This is a genomic window from Methylomonas sp. HW2-6 (assembly GCF_052474525.1).
On the sequence record NZ_CP184124.1, the window covers coordinates 4,209,706 to 4,234,133 of the forward strand.

The 24,428-nt window shown below is 56.8% G+C and carries 26 protein-coding genes and 1 tRNA gene; 9 read left to right on the forward strand and 18 right to left on the reverse strand.

The genetic code is table 11. The features are described from left to right. Positions 1-230: 230 nt before the first annotated feature. A complete protein-coding gene (locus ACH518_RS20115; protein WP_140911802.1) occupies positions 231-1,172 on the reverse strand; it encodes a DUF1152 domain-containing protein in 942 nt (313 codons plus the stop codon). Between the two features lie 1,013 nt (positions 1,173-2,185). Here ACH518_RS20115 and ACH518_RS20120 point away from each other — a divergent pair. Then, complete coding sequence (locus ACH518_RS20120) at positions 2,186-2,833, forward strand: DUF2959 domain-containing protein (protein WP_445371389.1); 648 nt, start codon at positions 2,186-2,188, stop codon at positions 2,831-2,833. A 53-nt stretch (positions 2,834-2,886) separates the two neighbouring features. On the opposite strand, the gene ACH518_RS20125 is transcribed toward ACH518_RS20120, so the two are convergent. The 4 genes from ACH518_RS20125 to ACH518_RS20140 all read right to left on the reverse strand — a co-directional run bounded on the left by ACH518_RS20125 (position 2,887) and on the right by ACH518_RS20140 (position 5,741). Beyond that, positions 2,887-3,048, reverse strand: coding sequence for a hypothetical protein (locus ACH518_RS20125; RefSeq protein WP_445371390.1), 162 nt, complete (start codon positions 3,046-3,048; stop codon positions 2,887-2,889). Between the two features lie 155 nt (positions 3,049-3,203). After that, complete coding sequence (locus tag ACH518_RS20130; RefSeq protein WP_445371391.1) at positions 3,204-3,545, reverse strand: glycine zipper 2TM domain-containing protein; 342 nt, start codon at positions 3,543-3,545, stop codon at positions 3,204-3,206. 193 nt (positions 3,546-3,738) lie between these two features. Continuing rightward, on the reverse strand, positions 3,739-4,389 hold the full coding sequence (locus ACH518_RS20135; protein ID WP_445371392.1) for a response regulator: 651 nt from the start codon (positions 4,387-4,389) through the stop codon (positions 3,739-3,741). Continuing rightward, entirely contained in the window at positions 4,386-5,741 is a 1,356-nt protein-coding gene (locus ACH518_RS20140) for a histidine kinase (protein WP_445371393.1), read from the reverse strand. The genes ACH518_RS20135 and ACH518_RS20140 overlap by 4 nt, the downstream gene beginning before the upstream one ends. 191 nt (positions 5,742-5,932) lie before the next feature. On the opposite strand from ACH518_RS20140, the gene ACH518_RS20145 reads away from it, so the two are divergent. The 3 genes from ACH518_RS20145 (at position 5,933) to ACH518_RS20155 (ending at position 7,735) form a co-directional block, all read left to right on the forward strand. Continuing rightward, positions 5,933-6,382 (forward strand): cupin domain-containing protein, encoded by a 450-nt coding sequence (locus tag ACH518_RS20145; protein WP_445371394.1) that lies wholly within the window; start codon positions 5,933-5,935, stop codon positions 6,380-6,382. 13 nt (positions 6,383-6,395) lie between these two features. After that, positions 6,396-6,911 carry a DUF2380 domain-containing protein gene (locus tag ACH518_RS20150; protein ID WP_445371395.1) on the forward strand — a complete coding sequence of 172 codons (516 nt, stop codon included), beginning with the start codon at positions 6,396-6,398 and terminating at the stop codon, positions 6,909-6,911. A gap of 149 nt (positions 6,912-7,060) precedes the next feature. Beyond that, positions 7,061-7,735 carry a transaldolase family protein gene (locus tag ACH518_RS20155; RefSeq protein WP_445371396.1) on the forward strand — a complete coding sequence of 225 codons (675 nt, stop codon included), beginning with the start codon at positions 7,061-7,063 and terminating at the stop codon, positions 7,733-7,735. Positions 7,736-7,747: 12 nt separating this feature from the next. Here ACH518_RS20155 and ACH518_RS20160 read toward each other — a convergent pair whose 3' ends face one another. The 8 genes from ACH518_RS20160 to rlmE form a co-directional block, all read right to left on the reverse strand. Further along, complete coding sequence (locus ACH518_RS20160) at positions 7,748-8,650, reverse strand: cation diffusion facilitator family transporter (RefSeq protein ID WP_140911794.1); 903 nt, start codon at positions 8,648-8,650, stop codon at positions 7,748-7,750. Positions 8,651-8,722: 72 nt separating this feature from the next. Beyond that, entirely contained in the window at positions 8,723-8,878 is a 156-nt protein-coding gene (locus ACH518_RS20165; RefSeq protein ID WP_445373022.1) for a M48 metallopeptidase family protein, read from the reverse strand. Between the two features lie 306 nt (positions 8,879-9,184). Continuing rightward, positions 9,185-9,269 (reverse strand) — tRNA-Leu (locus ACH518_RS20170). Positions 9,270-9,277: 8 nt separating this feature from the next. Beyond that, positions 9,278-9,688, reverse strand: coding sequence for a preprotein translocase subunit SecG (gene secG / locus ACH518_RS20175; protein WP_445371397.1), 411 nt, complete (start codon positions 9,686-9,688; stop codon positions 9,278-9,280). Positions 9,689-9,709: 21 nt separating this feature from the next. Next, positions 9,710-10,456, reverse strand: coding sequence for a triose-phosphate isomerase (gene tpiA, locus ACH518_RS20180; protein ID WP_140911792.1), 747 nt, complete (start codon positions 10,454-10,456; stop codon positions 9,710-9,712). A 54-nt stretch (positions 10,457-10,510) separates the two neighbouring features. Further along, entirely contained in the window at positions 10,511-11,851 is a 1,341-nt protein-coding gene (glmM, locus tag ACH518_RS20185; RefSeq protein ID WP_140911791.1) for a phosphoglucosamine mutase, read from the reverse strand. Between the two features lie 71 nt (positions 11,852-11,922). Then, positions 11,923-13,839 (reverse strand): ATP-dependent zinc metalloprotease FtsH, encoded by a 1,917-nt coding sequence (gene ftsH, locus ACH518_RS20190; RefSeq protein ID WP_186289524.1) that lies wholly within the window; start codon positions 13,837-13,839, stop codon positions 11,923-11,925. Between the two features lie 120 nt (positions 13,840-13,959). Then, on the reverse strand, positions 13,960-14,577 hold the full coding sequence (rlmE, locus tag ACH518_RS20195) for a 23S rRNA (uridine(2552)-2'-O)-methyltransferase RlmE (RefSeq protein WP_140911789.1): 618 nt from the start codon (positions 14,575-14,577) through the stop codon (positions 13,960-13,962). Between the two features lie 48 nt (positions 14,578-14,625). On the opposite strand from rlmE, the gene yhbY reads away from it, so the two are divergent. After that, complete coding sequence (gene yhbY, locus ACH518_RS20200) at positions 14,626-14,892, forward strand: ribosome assembly RNA-binding protein YhbY (RefSeq protein WP_140911788.1); 267 nt, start codon at positions 14,626-14,628, stop codon at positions 14,890-14,892. Positions 14,893-14,928: 36 nt separating this feature from the next. Here the strand turns inward: yhbY and greA are convergent, their stop codons facing one another. From greA to ACH518_RS20220, 4 genes are all read right to left on the reverse strand, one after another. After that, entirely contained in the window at positions 14,929-15,405 is a 477-nt protein-coding gene (greA, locus tag ACH518_RS20205) for a transcription elongation factor GreA (protein ID WP_064020763.1), read from the reverse strand. A 20-nt stretch (positions 15,406-15,425) separates the two neighbouring features. Beyond that, positions 15,426-18,647: a carbamoyl-phosphate synthase large subunit gene (gene carB, locus ACH518_RS20210; RefSeq protein ID WP_140911787.1), complete on the reverse strand. Its 3,222-nt coding sequence runs from the start codon at positions 18,645-18,647 to the stop codon at positions 15,426-15,428. 22 nt (positions 18,648-18,669) lie between these two features. After that, positions 18,670-19,797: a glutamine-hydrolyzing carbamoyl-phosphate synthase small subunit gene (gene carA / locus ACH518_RS20215; RefSeq protein ID WP_445371398.1), complete on the reverse strand. Its 1,128-nt coding sequence runs from the start codon at positions 19,795-19,797 to the stop codon at positions 18,670-18,672. A gap of 240 nt (positions 19,798-20,037) precedes the next feature. After that, entirely contained in the window at positions 20,038-20,478 is a 441-nt protein-coding gene (locus ACH518_RS20220; RefSeq protein WP_140911785.1) for a Spy/CpxP family protein refolding chaperone, read from the reverse strand. A gap of 184 nt (positions 20,479-20,662) precedes the next feature. On the opposite strand from ACH518_RS20220, the gene ACH518_RS20225 reads away from it, so the two are divergent. Genes ACH518_RS20225 through ACH518_RS20240 form a run of 4 tightly spaced genes read left to right on the forward strand, consistent with a single transcriptional unit; the run spans position 20,663 to position 23,737 of the window. After that, the gene (locus ACH518_RS20225) at positions 20,663-21,349 is read left to right on the forward strand and encodes a response regulator (protein ID WP_445371399.1); all 687 of its coding nucleotides are present in this window, start codon (positions 20,663-20,665) and stop codon (positions 21,347-21,349) included. 1 nt (position 21,350) lies between these two features. Further along, complete coding sequence (locus tag ACH518_RS20230) at positions 21,351-22,805, forward strand: ATP-binding protein (protein WP_445371400.1); 1,455 nt, start codon at positions 21,351-21,353, stop codon at positions 22,803-22,805. Positions 22,806-22,812: 7 nt separating this feature from the next. Then, the gene (locus ACH518_RS20235) at positions 22,813-23,208 is read left to right on the forward strand and encodes a hypothetical protein (protein ID WP_445371401.1); all 396 of its coding nucleotides are present in this window, start codon (positions 22,813-22,815) and stop codon (positions 23,206-23,208) included. 13 nt (positions 23,209-23,221) lie between these two features. Next, positions 23,222-23,737, forward strand: a complete 516-nt coding sequence (locus ACH518_RS20240; protein ID WP_445371402.1) for a hypothetical protein — start codon at positions 23,222-23,224, stop codon at positions 23,735-23,737. Positions 23,738-23,772: 35 nt separating this feature from the next. Here the strand turns inward: ACH518_RS20240 and ACH518_RS20245 are convergent, their stop codons facing one another. Beyond that, positions 23,773-24,342, reverse strand: coding sequence for a c-type cytochrome (locus tag ACH518_RS20245; protein WP_445371403.1), 570 nt, complete (start codon positions 24,340-24,342; stop codon positions 23,773-23,775). Positions 24,343-24,428: the final 86 nt, after the last annotated feature.

Sequence of the window (24,428 nt, forward strand, 5' to 3'; positions counted from 1 at the left end):
AAAGTATCCAAAAGAAAAGACACCCGGACGCCGCTTATTCCCTGCGCTCCTCGCTTTTGAACGGGGTCGCCGAAAGGGGCTTCCTGCCCCTTCGGCAACGCGCCGCATCCCTGCGGCGCCCCTAACGGGCTGATCCGTTCAAAAGCTCCGGTGCTCGGCGCGGCATACGGGAGGGAAACCCTCGCGGTATCAACGTACAACCCCGCAATCTGATTCAAAGCTACGAGTTTTTATAATGGAATACGTTTACGAACCCTTATCCTACTTCCTATCCTGAAAGAGCGGATCAATTTAGCAACTTCTTCCATTTCAGTGCTGTTCTCAATTTTTGCAGCAAACTCCATTCGTCTTATCACAGCAGGTAACGAAAAAGTCCAATACAAACTCATTAATGGATTTATAAACAACTCGCTGCCACTGGTCCTACTGGTCACTTGATGGTCTCCAAACTCACCTTGCATTGCGCTAGCAACCGAATTTGTAACGATAGAATGTCGGACGCGCATATTTTGATTGAGGTAATCGACCAATTCTAAGAACCCCCTCCCCTCATACATATCTTTAGTTAGAGAAAAAGCACCCAAATAGCCATCATCTTTGATTAGGGTCGCAATATTCTCAAGACAGGCATGGTGGTTAACATCGTGGAAATGATCTATTCCAAAGCCGACCACGGCCATAAAACTTTGTTTTACGGCAACGCCACTGGCGGCAATCATTGAACACGCGTCTTCAACAACTGTTCCTATACCTGGTTCATCCCCAAAAATCAGGCTGTCGGTGCCGCCGTCCACCAGCACCAGCGTATCGATTTGATGGCGCTCGACAATTTCGGCGTACGCACTCCTTAACGGTAAGACACCCATTTCATTAGAAAAAGCATACATTGCTGGCTCTTCTCCCCGAGACGACAACCAATTCAAAATGTGTCTTTCTGGAAAATATGGCAAATCGGCAGCTTGTTTGGTAACAAAAAAAGCGCCAGGGCTAATTTCTTCACATTTAGAAAAACCTAGCGCTGTGAAAGAGAGATTGGCCATGGCCACTTGCTTACCAAGGCGGCGCAAATATAGGTAAATGGGGACACCGCTGACAATGTCGAATCCGCCGCCAACACCAGCGATTAAAAGGCGTTGTCCTTTTGCCAACGCATCAAAAAATGGAATTTTCACGTAATCAACCTTTGATTGAGAAAGTAGCCAGGATGAAGCGCAGCGAAATCCGGGATAACCAAAGCCAACAAAACCTCGATTTCGTTACACTCCATCGAGGTTACATTTTTATAAAAACTAAAGTGTCCTGCAAACTTCGGGATCGTTTTTCTCCAGCTCGTAGGTCCGATTAGCGTAGCGTAATCGGACGCATGTTGGCCAAATATTTGGGACGTGTGCACTCTCGCAGATGGTCCAAACGCTGTTTGGAATATCCCTCGTTCCTCCGAATACGCTTCGCTATTCGGAGCTACTCCACTAATCCCAAAAGAATCTTCAAAGCCTTTCAAGCCCGCGACGCTGTTTCTCCCGTATGCCGCGCCGAGCACCGGAGTTTTTGGATGGTATAGCCCGCAGGGGCGATGCAGGGATGCATCGCGTTGACGGAGGGGCAGGAAGCCCCTTCCGTCAACCCCATTCAAAAACTTCGGCGCGCAGGAAACAATCGGCATCCGGGCCGCCTTTCTTTTGGATACTTTTCTTTGGCGGAGCACAAATTCGTCCGGAACGAATTTGAACAGCCGATAGGCTGGCCCGGAGGGCGAAAACCAGGGATGGTTTTCGTAACGAAAGTATCGCGGTCGCCGGTCCGCGAACCGGCATTAAAACACCCGTCGCGATAGCGACACGTAATTCCCAAACCGCACCCGCCCAAAATAACAACCCCAACCTTACGCATTCCCACGCGGAAGCGCTCATCGTTATACACAAGTGCCGTCATGCCCGCAGGACGCGGGCATCCAGTGCCATGGACGGCAGCTTCAAGCGATCCTTGCAGCCTGGATTCCGGCAATCCCTGCCGGAATGACGGTTACAAACAAGGATGTGTATAACGGTAGCGTGGGAACGGGGGTTCCCTACAGCCATGTCGATATAACGGCTTAACTCAACGGTATGGCCCTAACGCCCCCGATTTCCGCTTGTCCGGTCACTGCGCCGCCTTATAATGGCCAGCCAGTTCAACGGGAGTTTTTATGCCGAAATTTTTACGCCTCTTTTTATGCTGCCTGCTTTTGGCGGCCACCGCCTGCTCCAAGGTCTATTACAGCGGCCTGGAAAAAATCGGCATTCCGAAGCGGGATGTGATGGTGCATCGGGTGGAAAAGGCCCGCGATACCCAGGAAGAAACCAAACAACAGTTCAAATCGGCGCTGGAGCAATTCACCTTCGTCACCAACTTCAAAGGCGGCGACTTGGAGGCGACCTATAACAAGTTGAACGTCGAATACGAAGCCAGCGTCAGCAAAGCGGCTGAAGTCAATAAGCGGATAGCGGATATCGAAGACGTATCCGCGGCGTTGTTCAGCGAATGGGAGACCGAGTTAAGCCAGTACAGCAACCCGAAACTGCGCCGCGACAGCCAGCAAAAGCTGACGGCCACCAAAGCCCATTACCAGCAATTGATTACGGCGATGCGGAAAGCGGAGACCAAAATCGAACCGGTGTTGAGCGTGTTCAGAGACCAGGTGCTCTACCTCAAACATAACCTGAACGCCCAAGCCATCGCGTCGTTGAAAGGCCAGTTGGACTCGGTTAAAGCCGACGTCTCGGCGCTGGTGGTGGAAATGGAAAAGTCGATTAACGAAGCGGACGCCTTCATTAAGACCATGGAAAAACAGTGATTAAGTCCGGCCGGCCCGTTCTGTGACGAAAGCCGGGAACGGGCCGCCCGACATCAAACCAGATGGTGGGAGAAGGACAATACGTAGTAGCCGTAGCAGACGGCGATGAAAAACAGCAGTGCGTTGAGCAATCGCTCTATCCTGCTGCAACTGTCGTGGGTTTCTTTCTTGGTTTTCCGGGCTTTCAAGCGCCCTGCCAATACTCTGTGCGACATTCCGACTCCTGGGCTATTCCGCCACGCTAAAACCGATTCGCCTAGTTCCGTATGTTAGGCATCGAAGCTGACCCTCCATGGCGCTGGCCGCCCGCGTTTGTGCCCTTTGGTTAGCTTGGCGGGCATGACGACAAACTGCCAACGTAGCAAAAGAACTAACGGCTCATCCCGTTACCCAGCCACGCACCCGCCGCCGCACCGATACCCGCGCCCAACGGATCGCCTTTGCTCATCTCGTAACCCGCCATGCTGCCCAACGCACCGCCGACCAAACCCTGGGTGGAGCGCTGGTCGTAACTGTTGTAGCGTGGCGCCGGTTGCGGCGCCGGCACATACTGGACGACGCGTTCCGGATAGTAGGCGCGTTCCACTTCGACATAGTGGTCGTGATGATGGTGTTTATGGTGACCGTGTTTGTGCCCGTGGCCGTGACCATCGGCGAATGCGGCCGAACAAACCAATAATCCCGCGAATGCAACAGTTACCGCTCTTAACATAAAACGCTCCATATAAAATTCCATTGCCAAGGATTCTAATGCGCGTAATTGAAGTCCCGATTAGGAACAGATTAAGAATTGATGAAAATCGAACAGCCGTTACAGCGGCCCTTAACGACCGTGGCTCGCGCGGCGGCGGGAGCCCTGTTTCCCTGCCGGGGCGACGCCGAGCTTGGTTTAACGGCACAAACCGTTATTTGCCGGCCAGCTCCGCCAAATCCAGCACCTGCCATTGAATGGCCAGACGGGTCATTTCGATGTCGCTGCCGACCCCAAGTTTACGTTTGATTAAATAATGACAATTGCAGACCGTTTTCGGACTGATATGCAAAGTCGCCGCGATGGCCTCGACGCTATGGCCGGCCACCAGCAAACGCAAAATTTCGAACTCGCGTACCGTCAGTTTGCGTAGTGCCGGGTGGCCGTCGCCCAACTTTGCCAAAGCCATGGCCTGGGCGATATCGGCGCTTAACACGTGGCGTCCGGCAGATACCTCGCGCACCGCGCGCAGCAATTCCTCCGGCTGGCTGCTTTTTGTGACGTAACCCAGGGCCCCTGCCCGCAAGGCCTGCTCGGCGAACAGCGGATTTTGGTGCATACTGAACACCAGAACTTTGGCGTCCGGCTGCAACTGGCGCAAGCGGGCAACCAACTCCAAGCCGCTGCTGCCGGGTAAGGAAATATCGGTAATCACCAAATCCACCGGCTGCTGCCGGTATTTCCGGTAAGCCTCGGCGGCATCCGCGGCTTCGGCAATGACTTGCAAATCGGGCTGTTTCGTCAACAAGGCCCGGTAGCCGGCACGGACCACGGCGTGGTCGTCGACCAACAGGATGGCGATCATTGCGCTTCCGGCTCCGGGGCCAGCGGCAGGCTCACTGCAACCCGCAGACCGTGCGGTTCGGCAATTGCCAGACTGAGTTCGCCATTCAAAGCCGCAACCCGCTCGCGCATGCCAAGCAAGCCCAGGCCGCCGCCGGCAAGCGGCAATTCCCGCGCCACGCCGTCGTCCTCGACCTGCAGCAAGGCCCGGCCTTCATCGATTTGCAACGCCAGCCTCACGTTTGCCGCCGCGGCATGTTTGACGATATTGGTCTGGCATTCCTGGGCAATTCTGAATAACGCCAACGCCTGCTGGTCCGTTAAGCGGCGGCAGTCGCCGGCCACCTGCAAGCGGTAAGCGGTCTTGCCGGCTAAAAGCCGATTCCAATCCGCGACCGCGCTGTGCAAGCTGGCCGCCAGCCCCAACTGCTCCAGCTCGGCCGGCCGCAGCCGTTGCAATAAGCCGCGCAAGCGCTGCAACATACCGCCGGCAATTTCATTGATTTGTTCGGCCTCGGCCGCCAAATCCGGCGCCCGTTCGGCAGCGCCGAATCTCACCGAGCTGGCGACCGCGTTGATACCGGCCAGACATTGGCCGAATTCGTCGTGCAGTTCGCGGGCCAAGTAACGACGCTCGTCTTCCTGGAGCTGGATCAGTTTCGCTGCCAGTTGGCGCCGCTGTTGCAGCAACTGTTGCTGGGATTCGGCCAGGGCATTGACCGCGATACCAATGCGGCGCCATTCATCGAGTTGGAATCCGGGCAAGCGGTGCGCCAAGTCGCCGGCCGCCAAGGTAGTCAAGCCGCGGACGATGGTTTGCGCCGGCCGTAGCGCCCGGCGCACGCTCCAATACACCAAAGCGCAAACCGCGGCCAGCGTCACCGCCGACAAAGTCGCCAGGTCGCGTACGTTCTGCCAGGCGGCTGCGATTTCGGTTTCGGCACTGGCGGCGAAGGTCAGCACGCCGAATTGCGCATCCTGGCGGCGGATGCTACGCGATACCGGCAGGCCGGGCTGAAACAGGCTGCGGTAAGCGGTCTCGAAACCCGACGGCCAATTCCGCGCCGTCGGCTTGCCGCCGTAACACAGGCTACGCGGGGTTCCGCCGGTCTCCGGCTGGTAGGCCAGACAAGTACCGGCCTGGCCGCCAGCCTGTTTCCACAGCTCGAAATCCGGAAAGCTGCCGCCGCGCCCCAGGCCAGCATCGATCAACAGCAATTGCGCTTCCAACTGCCGCGCTACGCCATCCGCCACTTCCGCCGCGTTCCGCTCCGCCAACTGGTGGCTCTGGTACAAAGCGTACCCCAACACCGCCAGCAAGCTCAGTAGGCCGGCCAGCACGATTCGAATCAACAAATGCCAATGTAATGCCATATTCCGCCGGTCCGGATACCAAAAAGTCGCTTCATTCTAAAAGCCGCACCGCCGCCGGCAAAGCCCGCCGCATACGCCGGGCAATTTGCCCGTATCCGCCGGGCAAGTTTCGGCTTACATACCAATGCGCTGTCGCTAAGCTGTGGCCACCGTTATCCACCGTTATTTCGGCAACCCCATTGGAGAGCACTATGACCGCGTACCTATTCGACGACCGCCGTATCCGCTGGCAAACCCTGGCCGGCTTCGAACATTTGACCTATTCGATTCTGGACTTGGACGAAGCCCGCGGCAGCGTCGACGTTTTGTTCAAATTTGCCGCGAACCGCCAGATCGTGCTGCACCGCCACAAAGTATTGAACAAGACCTTTGTCGTCCAGGGCGAACACCGCTTGTATCACCCCGACGGTTCGTTGAAGGAAATCCGCGCCACCGGCAGCTACACGGTCAGCCCGGCCAAGGAAGAACCGCACCGCGAAGGCGGTGGCGAAATCGATGTCATCGTGCTGTTTCAAATAGTCGGCGACGGCGGCGTGTTCTACGAAATTCTCGACGATGCCGGCCAAATCGTGGCCAGCTTGGGGATGACAGAGTTCGCGGAACTGTACCGCGCCCAATCCGCCGCAGCGGCCGCGGCCTGAGCGGAGGTGCGCCATGTTGAGACCGCTCTGCTGCGCCGCATGGATATTGTTAAGCCCCTGCAGCCATAGCGCGCAACGGCTGGCGATTTTGGACTTCGAAGCCAACGACCTGACCTCGCTGCCGAATACGCCGGCCGAAGTGGCTCGCACCGGCAGCATCCGTCCTTTGCTGGAACAGGCTTTAAGCCAGGGTGGCGACATTGAAATCGTCAGGATTGCGCCGCAACGGCAAGCCGCGGCGAATGCCGGCTTCGGTTACCTGTTCCGTTACGCCGACCAGGCGGCAAAACTGGGCCGCGCGGCCGGCGCCGACTGGGTGCTGGTCGGGCAGCACAGCAAGCCCAGCTTTTTGTTTTCGTATTTAATCGGCGATTTGGTCAAGGTCAACACCGAAACCGCTGCCTATCAATTCGATATCGAACTGAAAGGCAATCACCGCAAAGTCACCGAACGCGGCGTCGCCGCCCTGGCCGGCAAGATCAAACAGGCACTCGCCAAGCATGAGTGGTCCGGCCTTGAGAAGTTTTAATGTCCGTTCGCCTTGAGCCTGTCGAAAGGCTGTTGTGCTTCGACAAGCTCAGCACGAACGGTTAAATCATTTAAGACCGGATCATTAGTTGCCTTTGCCGCCGCCATTCTGAATAATCGCCGGCCTGACGTTATTTTTAGGCAAGCACTATGTACGAACTTTATCTGGACAGCGCCGATATTTCCGAAATCCGGGCGCTAGCGGCGATTCTGCCTTTGGCCGGCATTACCACTAACCCCAGCATCATGGCGACCGGCGGCTTGGGTTTGACTGCGCTGCTGCCGGCAGTTAGCGATATTTTAGGTCCGGCCTGCCGGCTGCATGTGCAGGTGCTGAGCAATACCACCGACCAAATCGTCGCCGAAGCCGAACGCCTGCATGCGCTGCCCTACGACATCGTGGTCAAGATTCCGGCCCACGCCGCCGGTTTGGCCGCGATCAAACGCCTGAAACAACTGAACATTCCGGTGCTGGCGACGGCGATTTACAACGCGCAGCAGGGCATCTTGGCGGCAATGAACGGCGCCGACTATCTGGCCCCCTATCTCAATCGGATCGACAACCTGGGCTGCGACGGCCTCGGCGTGGTTGCCGATTTGCAGCAGTTCGTCGAGCGCTACCAATTGCCGGCAAAACTGTTGGTCGCCAGCTTCAAGAACGTCCGCCAGGTTTTGGAGGTGTTAAAGCTGGGCGTGCATTCGGCCACGTTACCGACGGATATTGCCCGGCAGATGTTGCAGGTGCCGGCCACCGATGCCGCCGTCACCAAATTCGAGCAGGATTGGCAAACGGTCTTCGCCGAAAAACGGTCTTTCGAAACTTGAAACCAAAGTCGGTTAATCGGCGTTATCAATTTCGAAAAACACCCATTTCACCCGCGGCTGGCTGGCTTTGATGTTCTTCTCCAACGAGTTGCTCAGCGACACGGCCTGCGAAACGGTCAAATCCGGCAACAATTCGACCTTGATCGCCAGCATCACGTCGTTACCATGACTGACAGCCCAAACGTTGAACACCTGAACCACGACCGGTTGCTGTTTTAGAAAATCCACCACCGCATCGCGAATCTCGCGGTCGGTTTCGCCCAGCAGCAAGGCGTGTACCTCGCGGCCCACCGCCAGCGCCACCAGAATCAGCAAGCCGCCGATCAGCATGGAGCCAATCGCGTCGTAAATCGCATCGCCGGTCAGCAACGTCAAACCCAGCATGCCGGCAGCGAGAACCAGGCCGAGCAAGGCGGCGAGGTCTTCGCCTATCACCACCATCAACTCGCTGGAATGGGTCTCGCGGAACCAGCGCCACAAACTGCGCTCGCCCCGTTCGCCGCGCATCGCCCCCAACGCACCTTTCAGCGAAAGCGCCTCCATCACCACGGCAGCCGCCAGGATGCCGATCGCGATCTCCGCGTTTTCCACCGCATGGTTGTCGTGCAGACGCTCTATACCTTCGTAAATCGAAAACAGGCCGCCCACCGAGAACAAGGTAATCGCCACCATCATCGACCAGATATAGGACTCGCGGCCGTAGCCCATCGGATGGCGCGCGGTCGGTTCCTTCACCGCCCGTTTCATGCCGATGAACAGCAACACTTGGTTACCGCAATCGGCAAACGAATGCACCGCCTCGGCCACCAGCGAACCGGACCCGGTCCAAACCGCGGCCGCGGTCTTGGTCAGCGCAATCGCCAAATTGGCGGAGAAAGCGTAAAGAATGGCTTTGCTTGAGTGATTGTCGGACATGGGAGCTCGGTAAAATAAATTCGCCAAGCCTGATTATAGACAATTCATTTGCTATGGCCGGTCCGGCGCATACTAAATCGCTAAGGCAACCCCTCGATCACGCAGCCATGCCTTACGCCGGCCATAATCCGGCATGACTTTGTCCACTTCGTTCCAGAAGGCGTCGGAATGATCGCGCTGGTGTGAATGGCATAGCTCGTGTACCACGATGTAATCGACGATGGTCAGCTAGGACAGATCAAAACCCAAGAGGCAGCGAAACTAAGCGTGATCGACTATCTCAATAAACGCTAATCACATTGAATGCTAGGCCATCATATCCCGTGCGAATTGGAGCGGGAATTTTCTAAAGACGCTGTCTAAACAGGTGTCCAGTTTTTGTTGACCATTACAATTCAGTGTTACTGAAAAAGTTACTGCGAAAATTGCAAGTTGTTACTGCATTTCCTTGCACATCGTTGGACAACAAAAAACCCGCGAACCTGGAAGATTCGCGGGTTTTTGTACTTCTTTGCACCTCAGTGCATTCTCATCTGGTACCGACGGCCGGACTTGAACCGGCACGACTTGCGTCACCACCCCCTCAAGATGGCGTGTCTACCAATTTCACCACGTCGGCATTAACACTTATTGCGCGGCCGGTTTTTCGACTTCTTTGATGGCCGGCGCTTCGGGGATTTTGGCGTCGACTACGCCCGGCACTGCAGCCGGAACCTCTGCAGCGCTCTGCGGTAACGGCAGTTCCGACTTAGCGGGTTCTGCCGCTGCCGGAGCCGCTTCCAGAACGATGTCGGTCTTTTTGCCTTGATAACCGCCCATCACCGCCAGACCCAAGCTGGTTATGAAAAACAGGGTCGCGAAAATTGCCGTGGTTCTGGACAGGAACGATGCGGAACCCTGGGCGCCGAACACCGAACCGGATGCGCCGCCGCCGAAAGTTGCTCCGGCATCCGCGCCTTTTCCTTGTTGCATCAGCACCAAACCAATGATGCCTATGCCCAGGAAGATATGAATAATTATTATAATTTGGTACAACATAAAGACCTTAATCGGATGAAACTAAACCGAATGGCAAATTTGCAGGAAGCCTTTGGCATCGAGAGATGCACCGCCCACCAAACCGCCATCAATGTCCGGCTGCGCAAACAAACCTTTGGCATTATCAGGTTTGACGCTACCGCCGTATAAAATTTGTACTTTCTCGGCAATGGCAGCATTTCTGTCTGCGATGCGTTTGCGAATGTACTGGTGCACTTCTTGCGCTTGCTCGTCGGTAGCGACTTTGCCGGTACCGATCGCCCACACCGGTTCGTAAGCGATGACCGCTTTTTCGAACGCTTCGATGCCGGCTTCGGCAATCACTGCGTCCAATTGCTCGTCGACGACTTGGAAGGTTTTGTCTTGCTCGCGCTCTTCCAGGGTTTCACCCACGCACAATACCGGCACCACGCCTTTGCTCAAAGCTTGAGCGAAACGTTTGGCGACGGATGCGTTGGTGTCGCCGTAGTAGCTGCGGCGCTCGGAATGGCCGACCAGGGCGTATTTGCAGCCGACATCGGCCAGCATCGCCGCGGATACTTCACCGGTATAGGCGCCAGCCGCTTGGTCCGCCACATTTTGCGCACCCAAGGCGATTGGCGAGGACGCCAATATCGTGCGGATATCTGACAGGTAGACGAATGGAACGCACACGGCGACTTCTTGCTCGACGTTACCAAGGCCGTCGGCCAAGGCTTGCGCCAGCTTTTGCCCCTCTTCCCGAGAGCCGTTCATTTTCCAATTCCCCATAATCAAAGATCGACGCATTGCACCCTCCAAGCTAAATAAGACCGCATATGATATCGGGATAAGCCCGCTTATTCAAGCCGCAATGGCCTTCTTCACGTCTGCCGCCAACTGGTTGGCGTAACGGGTGACATCGTCTTCGTCGACACCTTCCACCATCACCCGGACTAATGGTTCGGTGCCGGACGAACGCAACAACACCCGGCCTTTGTCGCCGAGTTTTTTCTCGACGGCTTCGACGGCTTTCTTGATGCTGTCGATTTCCTCGATTTTGACTTTTTTCTCGGTTCTGACGTTGACCAGCACTTGCGGGTATTTCTTCATACCGGATTTGAGGTCGTGCAGGCTTTTGCCGGTACGCTGCATTTCCGCGAGCACCTGCAATGCGGCGACGATGCCGTCGCCGGTGGTGGTTTTGTCCAGACAAATGATATGGCCGGAACCTTCACCGCCCAACATGCCTTTGTTCTCCGTCAGCATTTCCATTACATAGCGATCGCCAACCTTGGCTCGCAGCAGTTGCAGGTTCAATGCGTTCAAGGCGTGTTCCATACCCAGATTGGACATCAGCGTACCGACTACCGGCCCAAGCAATTTGCCTTCGTCGAGGCGCGATTTAGCAATGATGTAGATCAGTTCGTCGCCGTCGACGATCTCGCCCTTATGGTCGATCATGATGACGCGGTCGCCGTCGCCGTCCAGCGCGATACCCAAGTCGGCGCGGTACTCGAGCACCTTGGCAGCCAGATACTCCGGTTTGGTAGCGCCGCATTCGTCGTTGATATTCAAGCCGTCCGGCTCGGCGCCTATCGTCACCACCTCAGCCCCGACCTCGCTGAACACGTGCGGCGCGATATGGTAAGTGGCGCCGTTGGCGCAATCGATGACGATGCGCATGCCTTTGAAGTCCAGATGCGGCGGTACCGTAGCCTTGCAAAATTCGATGTAGCGTCCGGCCGCGTCGCTGATGCGCTTGACCTTGCCCAATTTCGCCGACTCAACGGTCGTGATCGGCGCGTCCAGATATTGCTCGATTTGGTGCTCGACTTCGTCCGGCAATTTGGCGCCGTCGACCGAGAAAAACTTGATGCCGTTGTCGTAGTAAGGATTATGCGAAGCGCTGATTACGATGCCGGCTCTGGCCCGCAGCGTCCTGGTCAAATAGGCGATACCCGGCGTCGGCATCGGCCCCAACATCCGGGTATCGACGCCGGCCGCCGACAAACCGGCTTCGAGCGCCGATTCGAACATATAGCCGGAAATCCGGGTGTCTTTGCCTACCAAGACGAAGCCGCTGCCTTCCCGCGCAAAGACCCTGCCGGTGGCCCAGCCCAGTTTCAACATGAAGTCGGCGGTTATCGGGTACTCGCCGACCTTACCCCGAATACCGTCGGTACCGAAATATTTTTTTGCCATTCTCGAATCTACCTTATTCAAACCAAAAAAAAGAGAGGCCGGAGCCTCTCTTGTTATTCCATGCGGCGTTATCAGCCCTGTTCGGCTGCACCGCCAATCGATTCATCGCCGCTTTTTTGATCCCAATGGTCGTTTTTCCGCTCATCGCTTGGCGACGGCGTATCGTCCCAGCCTTTGGGCTCGCGAACCGGTTTTCTCGACATCAAGTCGTCGATTTGGTACTTGTCGATGGTTTCGTACTTCATTAACGCCTCTGCCATCGCGTGCAGGATGTCCATGTTTTCTTTCAGAATGGTTTCGGCGCGCTCGTAGTTGCGATCGATGATCGAACGAATCTCTTCGTCGATGGTATGCGAAGTTTCCTCGGCAACCGATTTGTGCTGAGTCACGGACCGGCCCAAAAAGATTTCGCCCTCTTCTTCGCTATAAGCCAACGGCCCCAGGCGCTGCGACAAACCCCATTTGGTCACCATGTTGCGGGCCAGTTCGGTGGCACGCTCGATATCGTTGGACGCGCCGGTCGACACTTCTTCCCAACCGAAGATCAGTTCTTCCGCGATACGGCCGCCGTACAGACTGGAAATCATGCTGTCCAACTTGCGCTTGCTGGCACTGTACTGGTCGCGTTCCGGCAGGAACATCGTCACACCCAAAGCCCGGCCGCGGGGCATGATGCTGACTTTATAGACGGGATCGTGGTCCGGCACCAAGCGGCCGACGATGGCATGGCCGGCTTCGTGGTAGGCGGTCATTTTCTTCTCTTTCTCGTCCATCACCATCGAGCGCCGTTCCGCACCCATGATCAATTTGTCCTTGGCTTTTTCCAAATCGACCATGCTGACCAAGCGCTTGTTGAAGCGGGCGGCAAACAATGCGGCTTCGTTAACCAGATTGGCCAAGTCGGCACCGGAAAAGCCGGGCGTGCCTTGGGCGATGTATTTGACTTTGACGTCGTCGGCCATCGGCACTTTTTTCAAATGCACATTCAGAATTTGCTCGCGGCCGCGGACGTCGGGCAAGCCGACCACCACTTGACGGTCGAAACGACCGGGACGCAACAAGGCTTTATCCAATACATCGGAGCGGTTGGTCGCTGCGATGACGATAATGCCTTCGTGGCCTTCGAAACCGTCCATTTCGACCAGCAACTGGTTCAAAGTTTGTTCGCGCTCGTCGTTGCCGCCGCCCAGGCCGGCACCGCGGGAACGGCCGACCGCATCGATCTCGTCGATGAAGATAATGCATGGCGCGTGCTTCTTGGCTTGTTCGAACATATCGCGCACCCTGGAGGCACCGACACCGACGAACATTTCGACGAAGTCCGAACCGGAAATGGTGAAGAACGGCACCTTCGCTTCGCCGGCAATTGCCCGCGCCAACAAGGTTTTACCAGTACCCGGAGGTCCGACCATCAGCGCACCGCGGGGGACTTTACCGCCCAAGCGCTGGTATTTGGCCGGGTCTTTCAAGAAGTCGACCATTTCCTGGACTTCTTCCTTGGCCTCGTCGCAACCGGCGACGTCGGCAAAGGTGACTTTGTTCTGATCCTGGTCCAGCATCCGGGCCTTGCTTTTACCGAAACCCATCGCGCCGCCGCGGCCGCCTACGCCTCCGCCCTGCATCTGCCGCATGAAGAACACCCAAACCGCTATCAGCAACAGAATCGGGCCGAAAGACACGAATATCTGCATCAGCATCGACGGTTCTTCGGGCGGCTGCACGGTGATTTCGACCCCATTCGCCAACAAATCGTCGATCAAATGCGGGTCGTTCGGCATATAAGTCTTGAACTTATCGCCGGTGTGCATGCGGCCTTTGACCGTATTATCGGAGATCGCGACTTGCTGAACCTGACCGGCTTTAACCGCGTCGATCAGTTGCGAATACGACAAATTGGCGTCGCTACGAACCGCCCGCGACCCGAAATTGTTGAATACGGCCATCAATACCACCGCGATGACCACCCACAAAACCAAATTTTTAATCATATCGCTCAAGTTACGCGCTCCAGCCAGGAATGGCCAACATATTTAAAAACCGAGTAATTGTATCAGGAGTACTCGCACCCTACCGGCTGGGACCGCCTGTAATCGAGGCATTTCGCCGGTTCATTTAAAACCTTTCGCCAGAATGTAGACTTCGTTGCTCCGCGCTCGCGAAGCCTTGGGTTTTCTGATTGCGACGCTGCTGAATTGCTGCCGCACCTGATTATAGTACTCGTCGAAACCGCCGCCCTGGAACATTTTTATTAAAAACGTCCCACCCTTGACTAAAATCCGCTGAGCGGCGTCCAATGCCAATTCCCCGAGATAGATAGAGCGCGGCTGATCCATTTCCCGGCTACCACTCATATTGGGGGCCATATCCGACAATAACAAGTGCACCGGCTCACCATCAAGCACTTTGTACAATTTTTCCAGGACTTCGTCTTCCCGAAAGTCGCCTTGAATGAATTCGACACCCTCGATCGGTTCGATCGGCAACAAATCCAGCGCAATCACTTTACTTTTCTTGCCGACGATCTTGCTGGCGTATTCCGACCAACCTCCGGGCGCCGCACCCAGGTCAACTATATTAATACCAGGTTTGATGATTTTGTCTTTTTCCTGAATTTCGATCAGCTTGAATACCGCCCGCGAGCGGTAACCCAGGGCCTGGGCTTTCTTGACATATTCGTCCTGGAAATGTTCCTGCATCCACTGCTGGCTACTTTTGCTGCGTGCCATTTTTCTATTCGTGTAAAATCGCTCGGTTTTAGAAGTCAAGGAAACTGCGTGAATCCCATCCAAAAGAAAAAACTCAAAGCCCAGGCACATGCCTTGAACCCGGTGGTGATCATCGGTCAGGCCGGCCTGACCGAAGCGGTGCTGAAAGAAATCAATGTCGCGCTGGATGCGCACGAACTGATCAAAATTAAAATTCGCGCCGACCGGGACGAACGCGCAGTGATCTCGGAACAAATTTGCGCTGAAACCCAAGCCGAGCTGATTCAGTCTATTGGCCAAATTGCTGTGGTTTACCGGCAGAACCCGAAAAAATAGCCTATTGGGGAGGCAGCGCCTCCCCGCTCGAACCGGCTAGATATATTTGACCGAAATAATCTCGTACTCAACATCGCCGCCCGGCGCCTTCACCGTCACGACATCTTCAACTTCCTTACCGATCAAGGCCCGCGCGATCGGCGATCCGACCGAAATCCTGCCTTCCTTGATATTGGCTTCGTCCTCGCCGACGATTTGGTAAGTCACAACCTTACCCGAATCCAGATCCTCGATTTCCACCGTCGCGCCGAATACGACCTTGCCGTTGGCATCGGTTTTGGTCACGTCAATGATATTGGCATTGGACAACTTGCCTTCGATTTCGGCAATCCGCCCTTCCGCAAAACTTTGTTGTTCGCGCGCCGCATGGTACTCGGCATTTTCTTTCAAATCGCCGTGCTCGCGGGCCTCGGCGATGGCCTGGATAATCCGCGGCCGAATCACGGTTTTCAATTCCTCCAGCTCGGCGCGCAGCTTATTGGCGCCAGCCACCGTCAGCGGAAATTTTTGCATCTACTGCTCCCCTTTTTGCTTCATCCGTTAAAACTGTTATGCAAATCTTGCAGACAATTGACGTCGCCGGCATCGAGTTCACCCAACGCGTAACAAGCCGCTCTGGCGCCGGCCATCGTCGTGTAATAAGTCACCTTGCGCTGCAGCGCTTCCCGCCGCATCGTGAACGAATCCGCTACCGCTTTCGCGCCGTCGGTCGTGTTGATGACCATCTGAATTTCGCCGTTCTTGATCATATCCACGGTATGCGGCCGACCCTGGTTGACCTTGAACACGTCTTTACAAGCGATCCCGGCCTCGCGCAACACGCGGGCGGTGCCCGGCGTCGCGACGATTTCGTAATTTTTGGCGATCAGCATATTCGCCAATTCCGGCAATTTGGGTTTATCGGCATCACGAATACTGATCAACACCTTGCCGCTATGACTCAAATCCACGCCGCAAGCGCGTTGCGACTTGGCGAAGGCTTCGCCGAAGGTTTTGCCGACGCCCATCACCTCGCCGGTGGATTTCATCTCCGGCCCCAACAACGGATCGACGCCGGGGAACTTGATGAACGGGAACACCGCTTCCTTGACCGAGAAATACTCGGGGATGCGTTCTTCGGTCACGCCCTGTTCTTTCAAAGATTTGCCGACCATGCAACGCGCGGCGATTTTCGCCAGCGGATAACCGGTCGCTTTCGATACGAACGGCGCAGTCCGCGACGCACGTGGATTAACCTCCAACACGTATACGGTCTCGCCTTGAATCGCAAACTGAGTGTTCATCAAGCCGCGCACACCCAAGGCTTCGGCCATTTTCGCCACCTGCGCCCGCAACTGATCTTGCAAATGGGCCGGCAAATCGTAAGGCGGAATCGAGCAGGCCGAGTCGCCGGAATGCACACCAGCCTGTTCGATGTGTTCCATCAAACCGCCGATCAGCACCGTTTCGCCGTCGTAAATCGCGTCGACGTCCATTTCCACCGCGTCGTCCAGGAAACGGTCGAGCAATACCGGCGAGTCGTTGGAGACGCTGACGGCTTCTTTCATATACCGACGCAGACCGTCTTCGTTGAACACGATTTCCATCGCCCGCCCGCCCAGCACGTAGGACGGCCGCACCACCAGCGGATAGCCGATTTCCTTGGCGGAATTGACGGCCTGCTCCACCGAACGCGCGGTCGCGTTGGGCGGCTGCAACAGATTCAAGCGCTCCAGCAATTTTTGGAAGCGTTCGCGGTCTTCGGCCAAGTCGATCGAGTCCGGCGAGGTGCCGATGATCGGCGCTCCGGCAGCTTCCAGTGCACGCGCCAGTTTCAGCGGGGTTTGGCCGCCGTACTGCACGATAACGCCCTTAGGCTTCTCCAGATCGATAATTTCCAGCACGTCTTCCAAGGTCAACGGCTCGAAATATAAGCGGTCGGAGGTGTCGAAGTCGGTCGACACGGTTTCCGGGTTGCAGTTGACCATGATGGTCTCATAGCCATCCTCGCGCAGCGCCAAGGCTGCATGGACGCAGCAATAGTCGAACTCGATACCTTGACCGATCCGGTTCGGACCGCCGCCCAAGATCACGATTTTTTCCCGGTCCGACGGCTTGGCTTCGCATTCCTGCTCGTAGGTGGAATACAGGTAAGCCGTATCGGAAGCAAATTCGGCCGCACAAGAGTCAATGCGCTTGAACACCGGCCGAATGCCTTTCTTGTGGCGGACGTTGCGTACTTCCGACTCTTTGGTTTCCAGCAATTTCGCCAGACGCTTGTCCGAAAAACCTTTGCGTTTCAGCCGCAGCAATTCGCCGGGCTCCAAGGTTGCCAGGGTTTTGGTGGACAGTGCCTTTTCGGTGGAGATCAAATCTTCAACCTGAGCCAGGAACCAGGGTTCGATTTTGCAGGCCTGGTGGATTTCTGCGAAACTCAAACCGCTACGGAATGCGTCGGCCAGGTACCACAAACGTTGCGGACCGGGGTAACGCAATTCGCGCAGGATAATGTCCTGGGCGTTCGAATCGGTCAAATCCGCCACTTCGTCCAGACCATCGACCCCGACTTCCAAGCCGCGCAAGGCTTTTTGCAGAGATTCCTGGAAGGTACGGCCGATTGCCATCACTTCGCCGACCGACTTCATTTGGGTGGTCAGCCTATCGTTGGCTTGCGGGAATTTCTCGAACGCGAACCGCGGCACTTTCGTCACCACGTAATCGATGCTCGGCTCGAACGAAGCCGGCGTCGCGCCGCCGGTGATTTCGTTGCGCAGCTCGTCCAGCGTAAAACCGACCGCCAGTTTTGCCGCGACTTTGGCAATCGGGAAACCGGTGGCTTTGGAAGCCAGGGCCGAGGAACGGCTGACCCGCGGATTCATTTCAATCACGATCAAGCGGCCGTTATCCGGATTGACCGCAAACTGCACGTTGGAGCCGCCGGTATCGACGCCGATTTCGCGCAACACCGCCAGCGAGGCATTGCGCATGATTTGGTATTCCTTGTCGGTCAAGGTTTGCGCCGGGGCGACGGTGATCGAGTCGCCGGTGTGCACGCCCATCGGATCGAAGTTTTCGATCGAGCAGACGATGATGCAGTTGTCGTTACGGTCGCGCACTACCTCCATTTCGAATTCCTTCCAACCCAGAATCGATTCCTCGATCAACAGTTCGTTGGTCGGCGACAAATCCAGGCCGCGCTCGCAAATCTCGATGAATTCCTCGCGGTTATAGGCAATACCGCCGCCGCTGCCGCCCATCGTGAACGAGGGCCGGATGATGGTCGGATAACCGACCTCTTCCTGCGCGGCAAAAGCTTCTTCCATGCTGTGGGCGACTTTGGATTTGGCCACTTCCAGGCCGATCTTGCGCATGGCCTGATTGAACAGGTCGCGGTCCTCGGCTTTGTTGATGGCTTCCTTGGTGGCACCGATCATTTCCACGCCGTATTTGGCCAGCACGCCGTGCTTATCCAACGCCAGCGCGCAGTTCAGTGCGGTCTGGCCGCCCATGGTCGGCAAAATCGCGTCCGGGCGTTCTTTTTCGATGATTTTTTCGACGGTCTGCCAGTCGATCGGCTCGATGTAAATCGCATCGGCCATGTCCGGGTCGGTCATGATCGTCGCCGGATTGGAGTTGACCAGAATCACCCGGTAGCCTTCTTCGCGCAAGGCTTTGCAGGCCTGGGTGCCGGAATAGTCGAACTCGCAGGCCTGGCCGATGACGATCGGTCCGGCGCCCAGTAATAAAATCGATTTTATGTCGGTTCTTTTTGGCATATCACTCTATAAAAAACTGGGCTTAACGGGACTGGTCCATCAGCGTAATGAAATCGTCAAACAACGATTCCACATCGTGCGGCCCCGGACTGGCTTCCGGGTGGCCTTGAAAACTGAAGGCCGGTACGTCGGTGCGGGCGATGCCCTGCAAGCTGCCGTCGAACAGCGACACGTGGGTGGCTTTCAGATTGGCCGGCAAACTGTCGGGGCTGACCGCAAATCCATGGTTTTGGCTGCTGATCATGACCCGGCGGCTAGCCAAGTCCTGGACCGGGTGGTTGGCACCATGGTGGCCGAATTTCATTTTCTCGGTTTTCGCACCGCTGGCCAGCGCCAACAATTGGTGGCCCAGGCAAATCCCGAACACCGGTACTTTTTTCTCCAAAACAACCTTGATCGCCTCGATCGCATAATCGCAAGGCTCCGGATCGCCGGGGCCGTTGGACAGAAACACCCCGTCCGGATTCAGAGCCAATACGTCGGCCGCCGGCGTTTTCGCTGGCACTACCGTGACCCGGCAGCCTCGGTTCGCCAATAGCCGCAGGATATTGCGTTTGACGCCGAAGTCGTAGGCGACGACATGTTTGACCAAGTTCGGCGCGGTTTCATGGCCGGCGCCCAATCGCCAGACATTTTCGGTCCACTCGTAGGCCTGGCCGGTGGTGACTTCCTTGGCCAAATCCATACCCTGCAAACCTGGGAAATCGGCGATTGCCCGGGTAGCCGCTGCGATATCGACGGCTTCGCCGGCCATGATGCAGCCGCGTTGGGCGCCCTTATCGCGCAGCAAGCGGGTCAGCTGGCGGGTATCGATATCGGCGATCGCCACCACATTGTGCCGTTGCAGATATTCGGGCAGGGTTTGTTGCTGGCGCCAGCTGCTGGCGAGCAACGGCAAGTCGCGAATCACCAAACCGCTGGCGAATACTTTTGCCGACTCGTCGTCCTCGGCATTGGTGCCGACGTTGCCGATATGCGGGTAGGTCAGAGTCACGATTTGTCTGGCGTAGGAAGGATCGCTCAGGATTTCCTGGTAACCGGTCAGCGCCGTATTAAATACCACTTCCCCGACGGAACAGCCATCGGCGCCGATCGAAACGCCGTGAAACGCAGTCCCATCCTCTAATACCAGTAATGCGGGTTTATTCAAGATTGGCCACCTTAGATGTAGAAAACGGGATAAGCCTTGCGGCCGATCCCGTTCCGGAGAGATAAAAACAGCGAGATTTTACGAAATTATGCTTGTTTGGTCATTAACAATTTTCCGTTTTGGTGCACACCGGCCACACCGAGCCAAGAATCCTGGTCAACCGACGCCAACCGGCCTTCAATCCACCGACTCCCCGACCAGCATGCCTTGCCTGGGATCATGGGCAATTAACAGTGTGATTCAATGTTCGGCTTTGTCCAGCTCGGCTTGTAACTTCTGCTGTTGCTCCGGGGTCAGCAGTTTATAGATCTGATTGTCGAGTTTAGCCTTATCCAACACGGCTTGCTTGTGCAATTCCAACGACTTTTCGACCAGGCTCAGGCTTTTCTCGTCGCTATAGTCGGCGGAAAAACTCAGTTTCCGTAACTCCTCGTGCATCGCCCGCCCCTGGCCCATCTTCTCCTTGCCCTGGCTAAACCGGTTCTGCAACAGGTTTTTGATCTCCGCCCGTTGCGCATCGCTCAGATTCAGCGGCCGCAGAAAGTGCGGCAGATGCTCGCCTGCAACAAACTCGCCATGACGAGCCGAATCGAAACCGCCCTCGCAACGAGGTTCGCCGTGGCGAGGGCCGGCGGCGACGGCAAGCGGCAACAGACTTACAACAATTAAGAACTTCTTCATAACAACTCCGTGACTTGGATTGATCGGATAAACGGCAACGCCGAGCAGCTATATGCCGGAATCCAGTATTGCAAACAGGGAGTTAACTGCGGTTAGCGCAAAGTAAAATCAAGTAAAAGCGGTTGGCGCGATTGCGCCGGCAACCGCTATCATGCGGCATCGAATTTTGGTGGAGTCAAAGCAGATGAGCAACGTGTTGATTATCGACGACGATGAGGAACTGGCGGGGCTGTTCAGCGAGTATTTGCAGCGGGAAGGCTTCGCAGTCGACATCGCCATGACCGGCCATTCCGGCCTGCAACAGGCCCTGTCCGGCAAACACCAATTGGTCATCTTGGACATCATGCTGCCGGACATCAAAGGCACCGAAATCCTGGCCCGAATCAGACTGGAGAGCCGGGTGCCGATCCTGATGTTCACCGCCAAAGGCGACGATGTGGACCGGATCATCGGCCTGGAATCCGGCGCCGACGATTACGTGCCGAAGCCTTGCACACCGCGCGAGCTGGTCGCCCGAATCCGGGCGATTTTGCGCCGAACCCAGGCTGCGGCCGACCTCCGGCAACATGGGCCGATTTTGGTCGGACCGCTGCAAATATGGAGCGAAAGACGCAAGGCGATCTGGTTCGACCAAACCCTGGAATTGACCAGCACCGAATTCAATCTACTCGAAGCGCTGGCTTGCCAGGCCGGCCAGGTGGTCAGCAAACAAGCCTTGTCGGAAAAAGCCTTGGGCCGGCCGCTGGCCCGCTTCGACCGCAGCATAGACGTGCACATGAGTAGTATTCGCCAGAAACTGGGCAATCAGGCCGACGGCCGCTCCTACATCCAGACCGTGCGCGGCCAAGGCTACCAACTGGTTAAGGATTGAGATGGGCCGCTTGTTCTGGAAGTTCTTTTTCGCATTCTGGCTGGCCTGGCTGACGGCGGGCATCGGTGTCGGCACGATATTCTGGCTGCGGGAATCGCAACAACAAGCGGAACGCGCCAATCAACCCAATGGGATCAACGTCAGGCATATCGCTTCGATGGTCAGTGTTGCCGCCAATTTGTTACCGCGCAGCGGCGTCGCCGGTTTGCGCGATTTTATCCATGCTTTGCGTCAGGAACGGTTTCCGCCGATTTTCGCGGTGGACGACCAGGACCGGGAATTGTTGGGCCGCGAAGTCTCGGCCGAAATCTTGCAGCAGGCGCGGACGCTTTACGCAAACGGCCAATATCCGGACGCGATCCGCATGGTCTCTGCCGACGACGGCCACCGTTATCTGTTATTCGTACCGTCGCCGGAAAACGGTTTCGCCGACAATTTCAGAATGGCCCTGCCACCCAATCCACCGGACCTGCTGGGCTTGGCTGGCCCCGGCCAACGCCCGCCGCCCGACCGGGACAATCGCCGGCCGCCGCCGCGCACGCCGCCGTCGCCCATTGCACCGATACTGGCCGGCAGCTTCGCCAGCCTGGTTTTTAGCGCGCTGTTGGCATGGTACTTCGCCAGACCGATCCGCAATCTGCGCAATGCCTTTCATGCCGTGGCCCAAGGCCGGCTGGATACCCGTATCAGCCTGGGCATGGGCCGGCGCCGCGACGAATTAAGCGATTTGGGACGGGATTTTGACCACATGGCCCAGCAAATCGGCAATTTGGTCGGCGCCCAGCAACATTTGCTGCACGACGTGTCCCACGAATTGCGCTCGCCGTTGGCGCGGATTCAAGCTGCAATCGGCCTGGCCCAGCAACAGCCGGAAAAATTACCGGCAACCTTGGAGCGCATCGAACGGGAGTCTCAGCGCATCAGCGACTTGGTGGGCGAACTGCTGATGTTGTCCAGGTTGGAAGCAGGGATCAATAAGCAAACGTTCGAACTGCTCAATATTGCCGACTTGTTGGCCGATATCGCCGAGGACGTCGGCTTCGAAGCGCAACAGAACGGAATTTCACTGGATTATTCCGGGATCGGCGACGTGCGCGGCTACTGCCTGCCCGAATTGCTGCACCGAGCCGTCGAAAACGTCCTGCGCAACGCGGTCCAGCACAGCCGGCGCGACGGTCGCGTGGCGTTAACCGCCGATTTCGACCGTCATAATGCGCGCTTAAGAATCCGGGTAGACGATACCGGCCCAGGGGTTCCCGATCGAGATTTAACGGCGATATTTCAGCCGTTTTTTCGCAGCGGCACACCGGCGAAAGCCCAAAGCACCGGCTTGGGCCTGACCATCGCCCAACGCGCGATCGAAGCGCACGGCGGCCGGATCGGCGCCGAAAACCGCGAAGCCGGCGGCTTGCGCGTCACGATCGATATCCCGTTCCCCAGTCGGCAAACCAGTTGAGGATTTTATGGGTAGAGACAAACTTAGACTCCGGCCTTGGCTGGCCGCAGGTGCGGTCATGTCGGTGTTGGCATTCGGCGCCGACGCCGGCCCGCACCACCACGTCCATGGTTTCGGCCGCCACTATCATCCCGGCTTCGGTTTTTACTTGGGAGTCCCACTGTTTCCGCGGCCTTATTATCCGGCTTATCCCTACTACCCGGCATATCCTTACTATCCGCGGGAAATCATAACGGTTCCGGCCCAACCGCCGGTTTACATCGAACGCGAACGACCGGCCACGCCCAACGCACCCTTGCCGGAAGGCTATTGGTATTACTGCGACAATCCGGCCGGCTATTACCCTTACATCAACCAATGCCCCGGCGGCTGGCGCCAAGTCGCGCCAACGCCGCCGAATTGAGTGGAGACGCGTCATGAAACGTAACGGCGTTATCGGCTTGGTCGGCGTTGTTTTGCTGGGCGGCGGCTGTGCCCACCTGCCATCCGGGCCGAGCGTGATGGCCTTGCCCGGCAGCAGCATGACGTTCGAGCAATTCCGCCAGGACGATTATCTGTGCCAACAGTACGCTGGCGAACAAGTCGGCGCCACACCGAATCAAGCCAGCGCGGATAGTCAGATCGGCAGCGCCGCCGTCGGTACGGCGGTCGGTGCGGCTGCCGGCGCGGCTTTGGGCGGTGGCGGCGGTGCTGCCATCGGCGCCGGTACCGGATTAATGGCGGGCACCATCGCCGGCAGCGGCGAAGCCCGCCGCGCCGGTTATGCCACCCAACAAAACTACGACAATGCCTACGTTCAGTGCATGTACGGCAAAGGCCACAAGGTTCCGGTATCGGCAGAATTTTCCGATCAATCCCCTGCGCAAAGGGTTACTCCGGCAAGAATTCCGCCGCCACCGCCAGGTTCTCCGCCGCCACCTCCCTACCGCTGATCCGCCGGCAAACAAATGGCTGGGACAAATCGCCGCTACAACGATCCTAAATAAGCGGCCAAAGCCTTGATATCGTCGTCGCTCAACGATTGCGCCATCGCATTCATTTGCGAAGCCTTGCGCGCACCTTTCTTGAAATCGGCCAGTTGCTTGGCCAGATATTGCGGCTGCTGGCCGGCGAGTTTGGGCACCATTCCGGTTCCCTGCGCATTATTGCCGTGGCAACCCAGACACATGCCGGCTTTTTCCTTACCCTGAGCGATCAAGGTGGCATCAACCCCGCCGCCCGCCGATTTGCCCGACAAGCTGGCGTAGTAAGCCGCCAGATTCTGCATGTCGGCTTCCGATAAGCCGGCCGCAATCGGTTTCATCACCTCGTTTTCACGCTGGCCGGACTTGAATTTGTTCAACTGGCTTTCGATGTAGATTGCACCTTGCCCGGCCAAACTCGGCCACAGCGGGCTGCTACTGACGCCGGCGCTGCCGTGGCAGCCCTGGCAAACCGCCGCCTTGGCTTTGCCGGCATTGATATCCGCCGCATTCGCTCCGGCGGCAAACAACCCCAGCATGACGAATAATTTGATGTTGTAGTAGTTATCGTTCATCCCGATCACCCTTGGTTGGCTTGTTGTACAATCCGGTCAGCGCTTTCGCACCGGCGGGGAAGACTCATCATAGTCAGGCCGTTTTG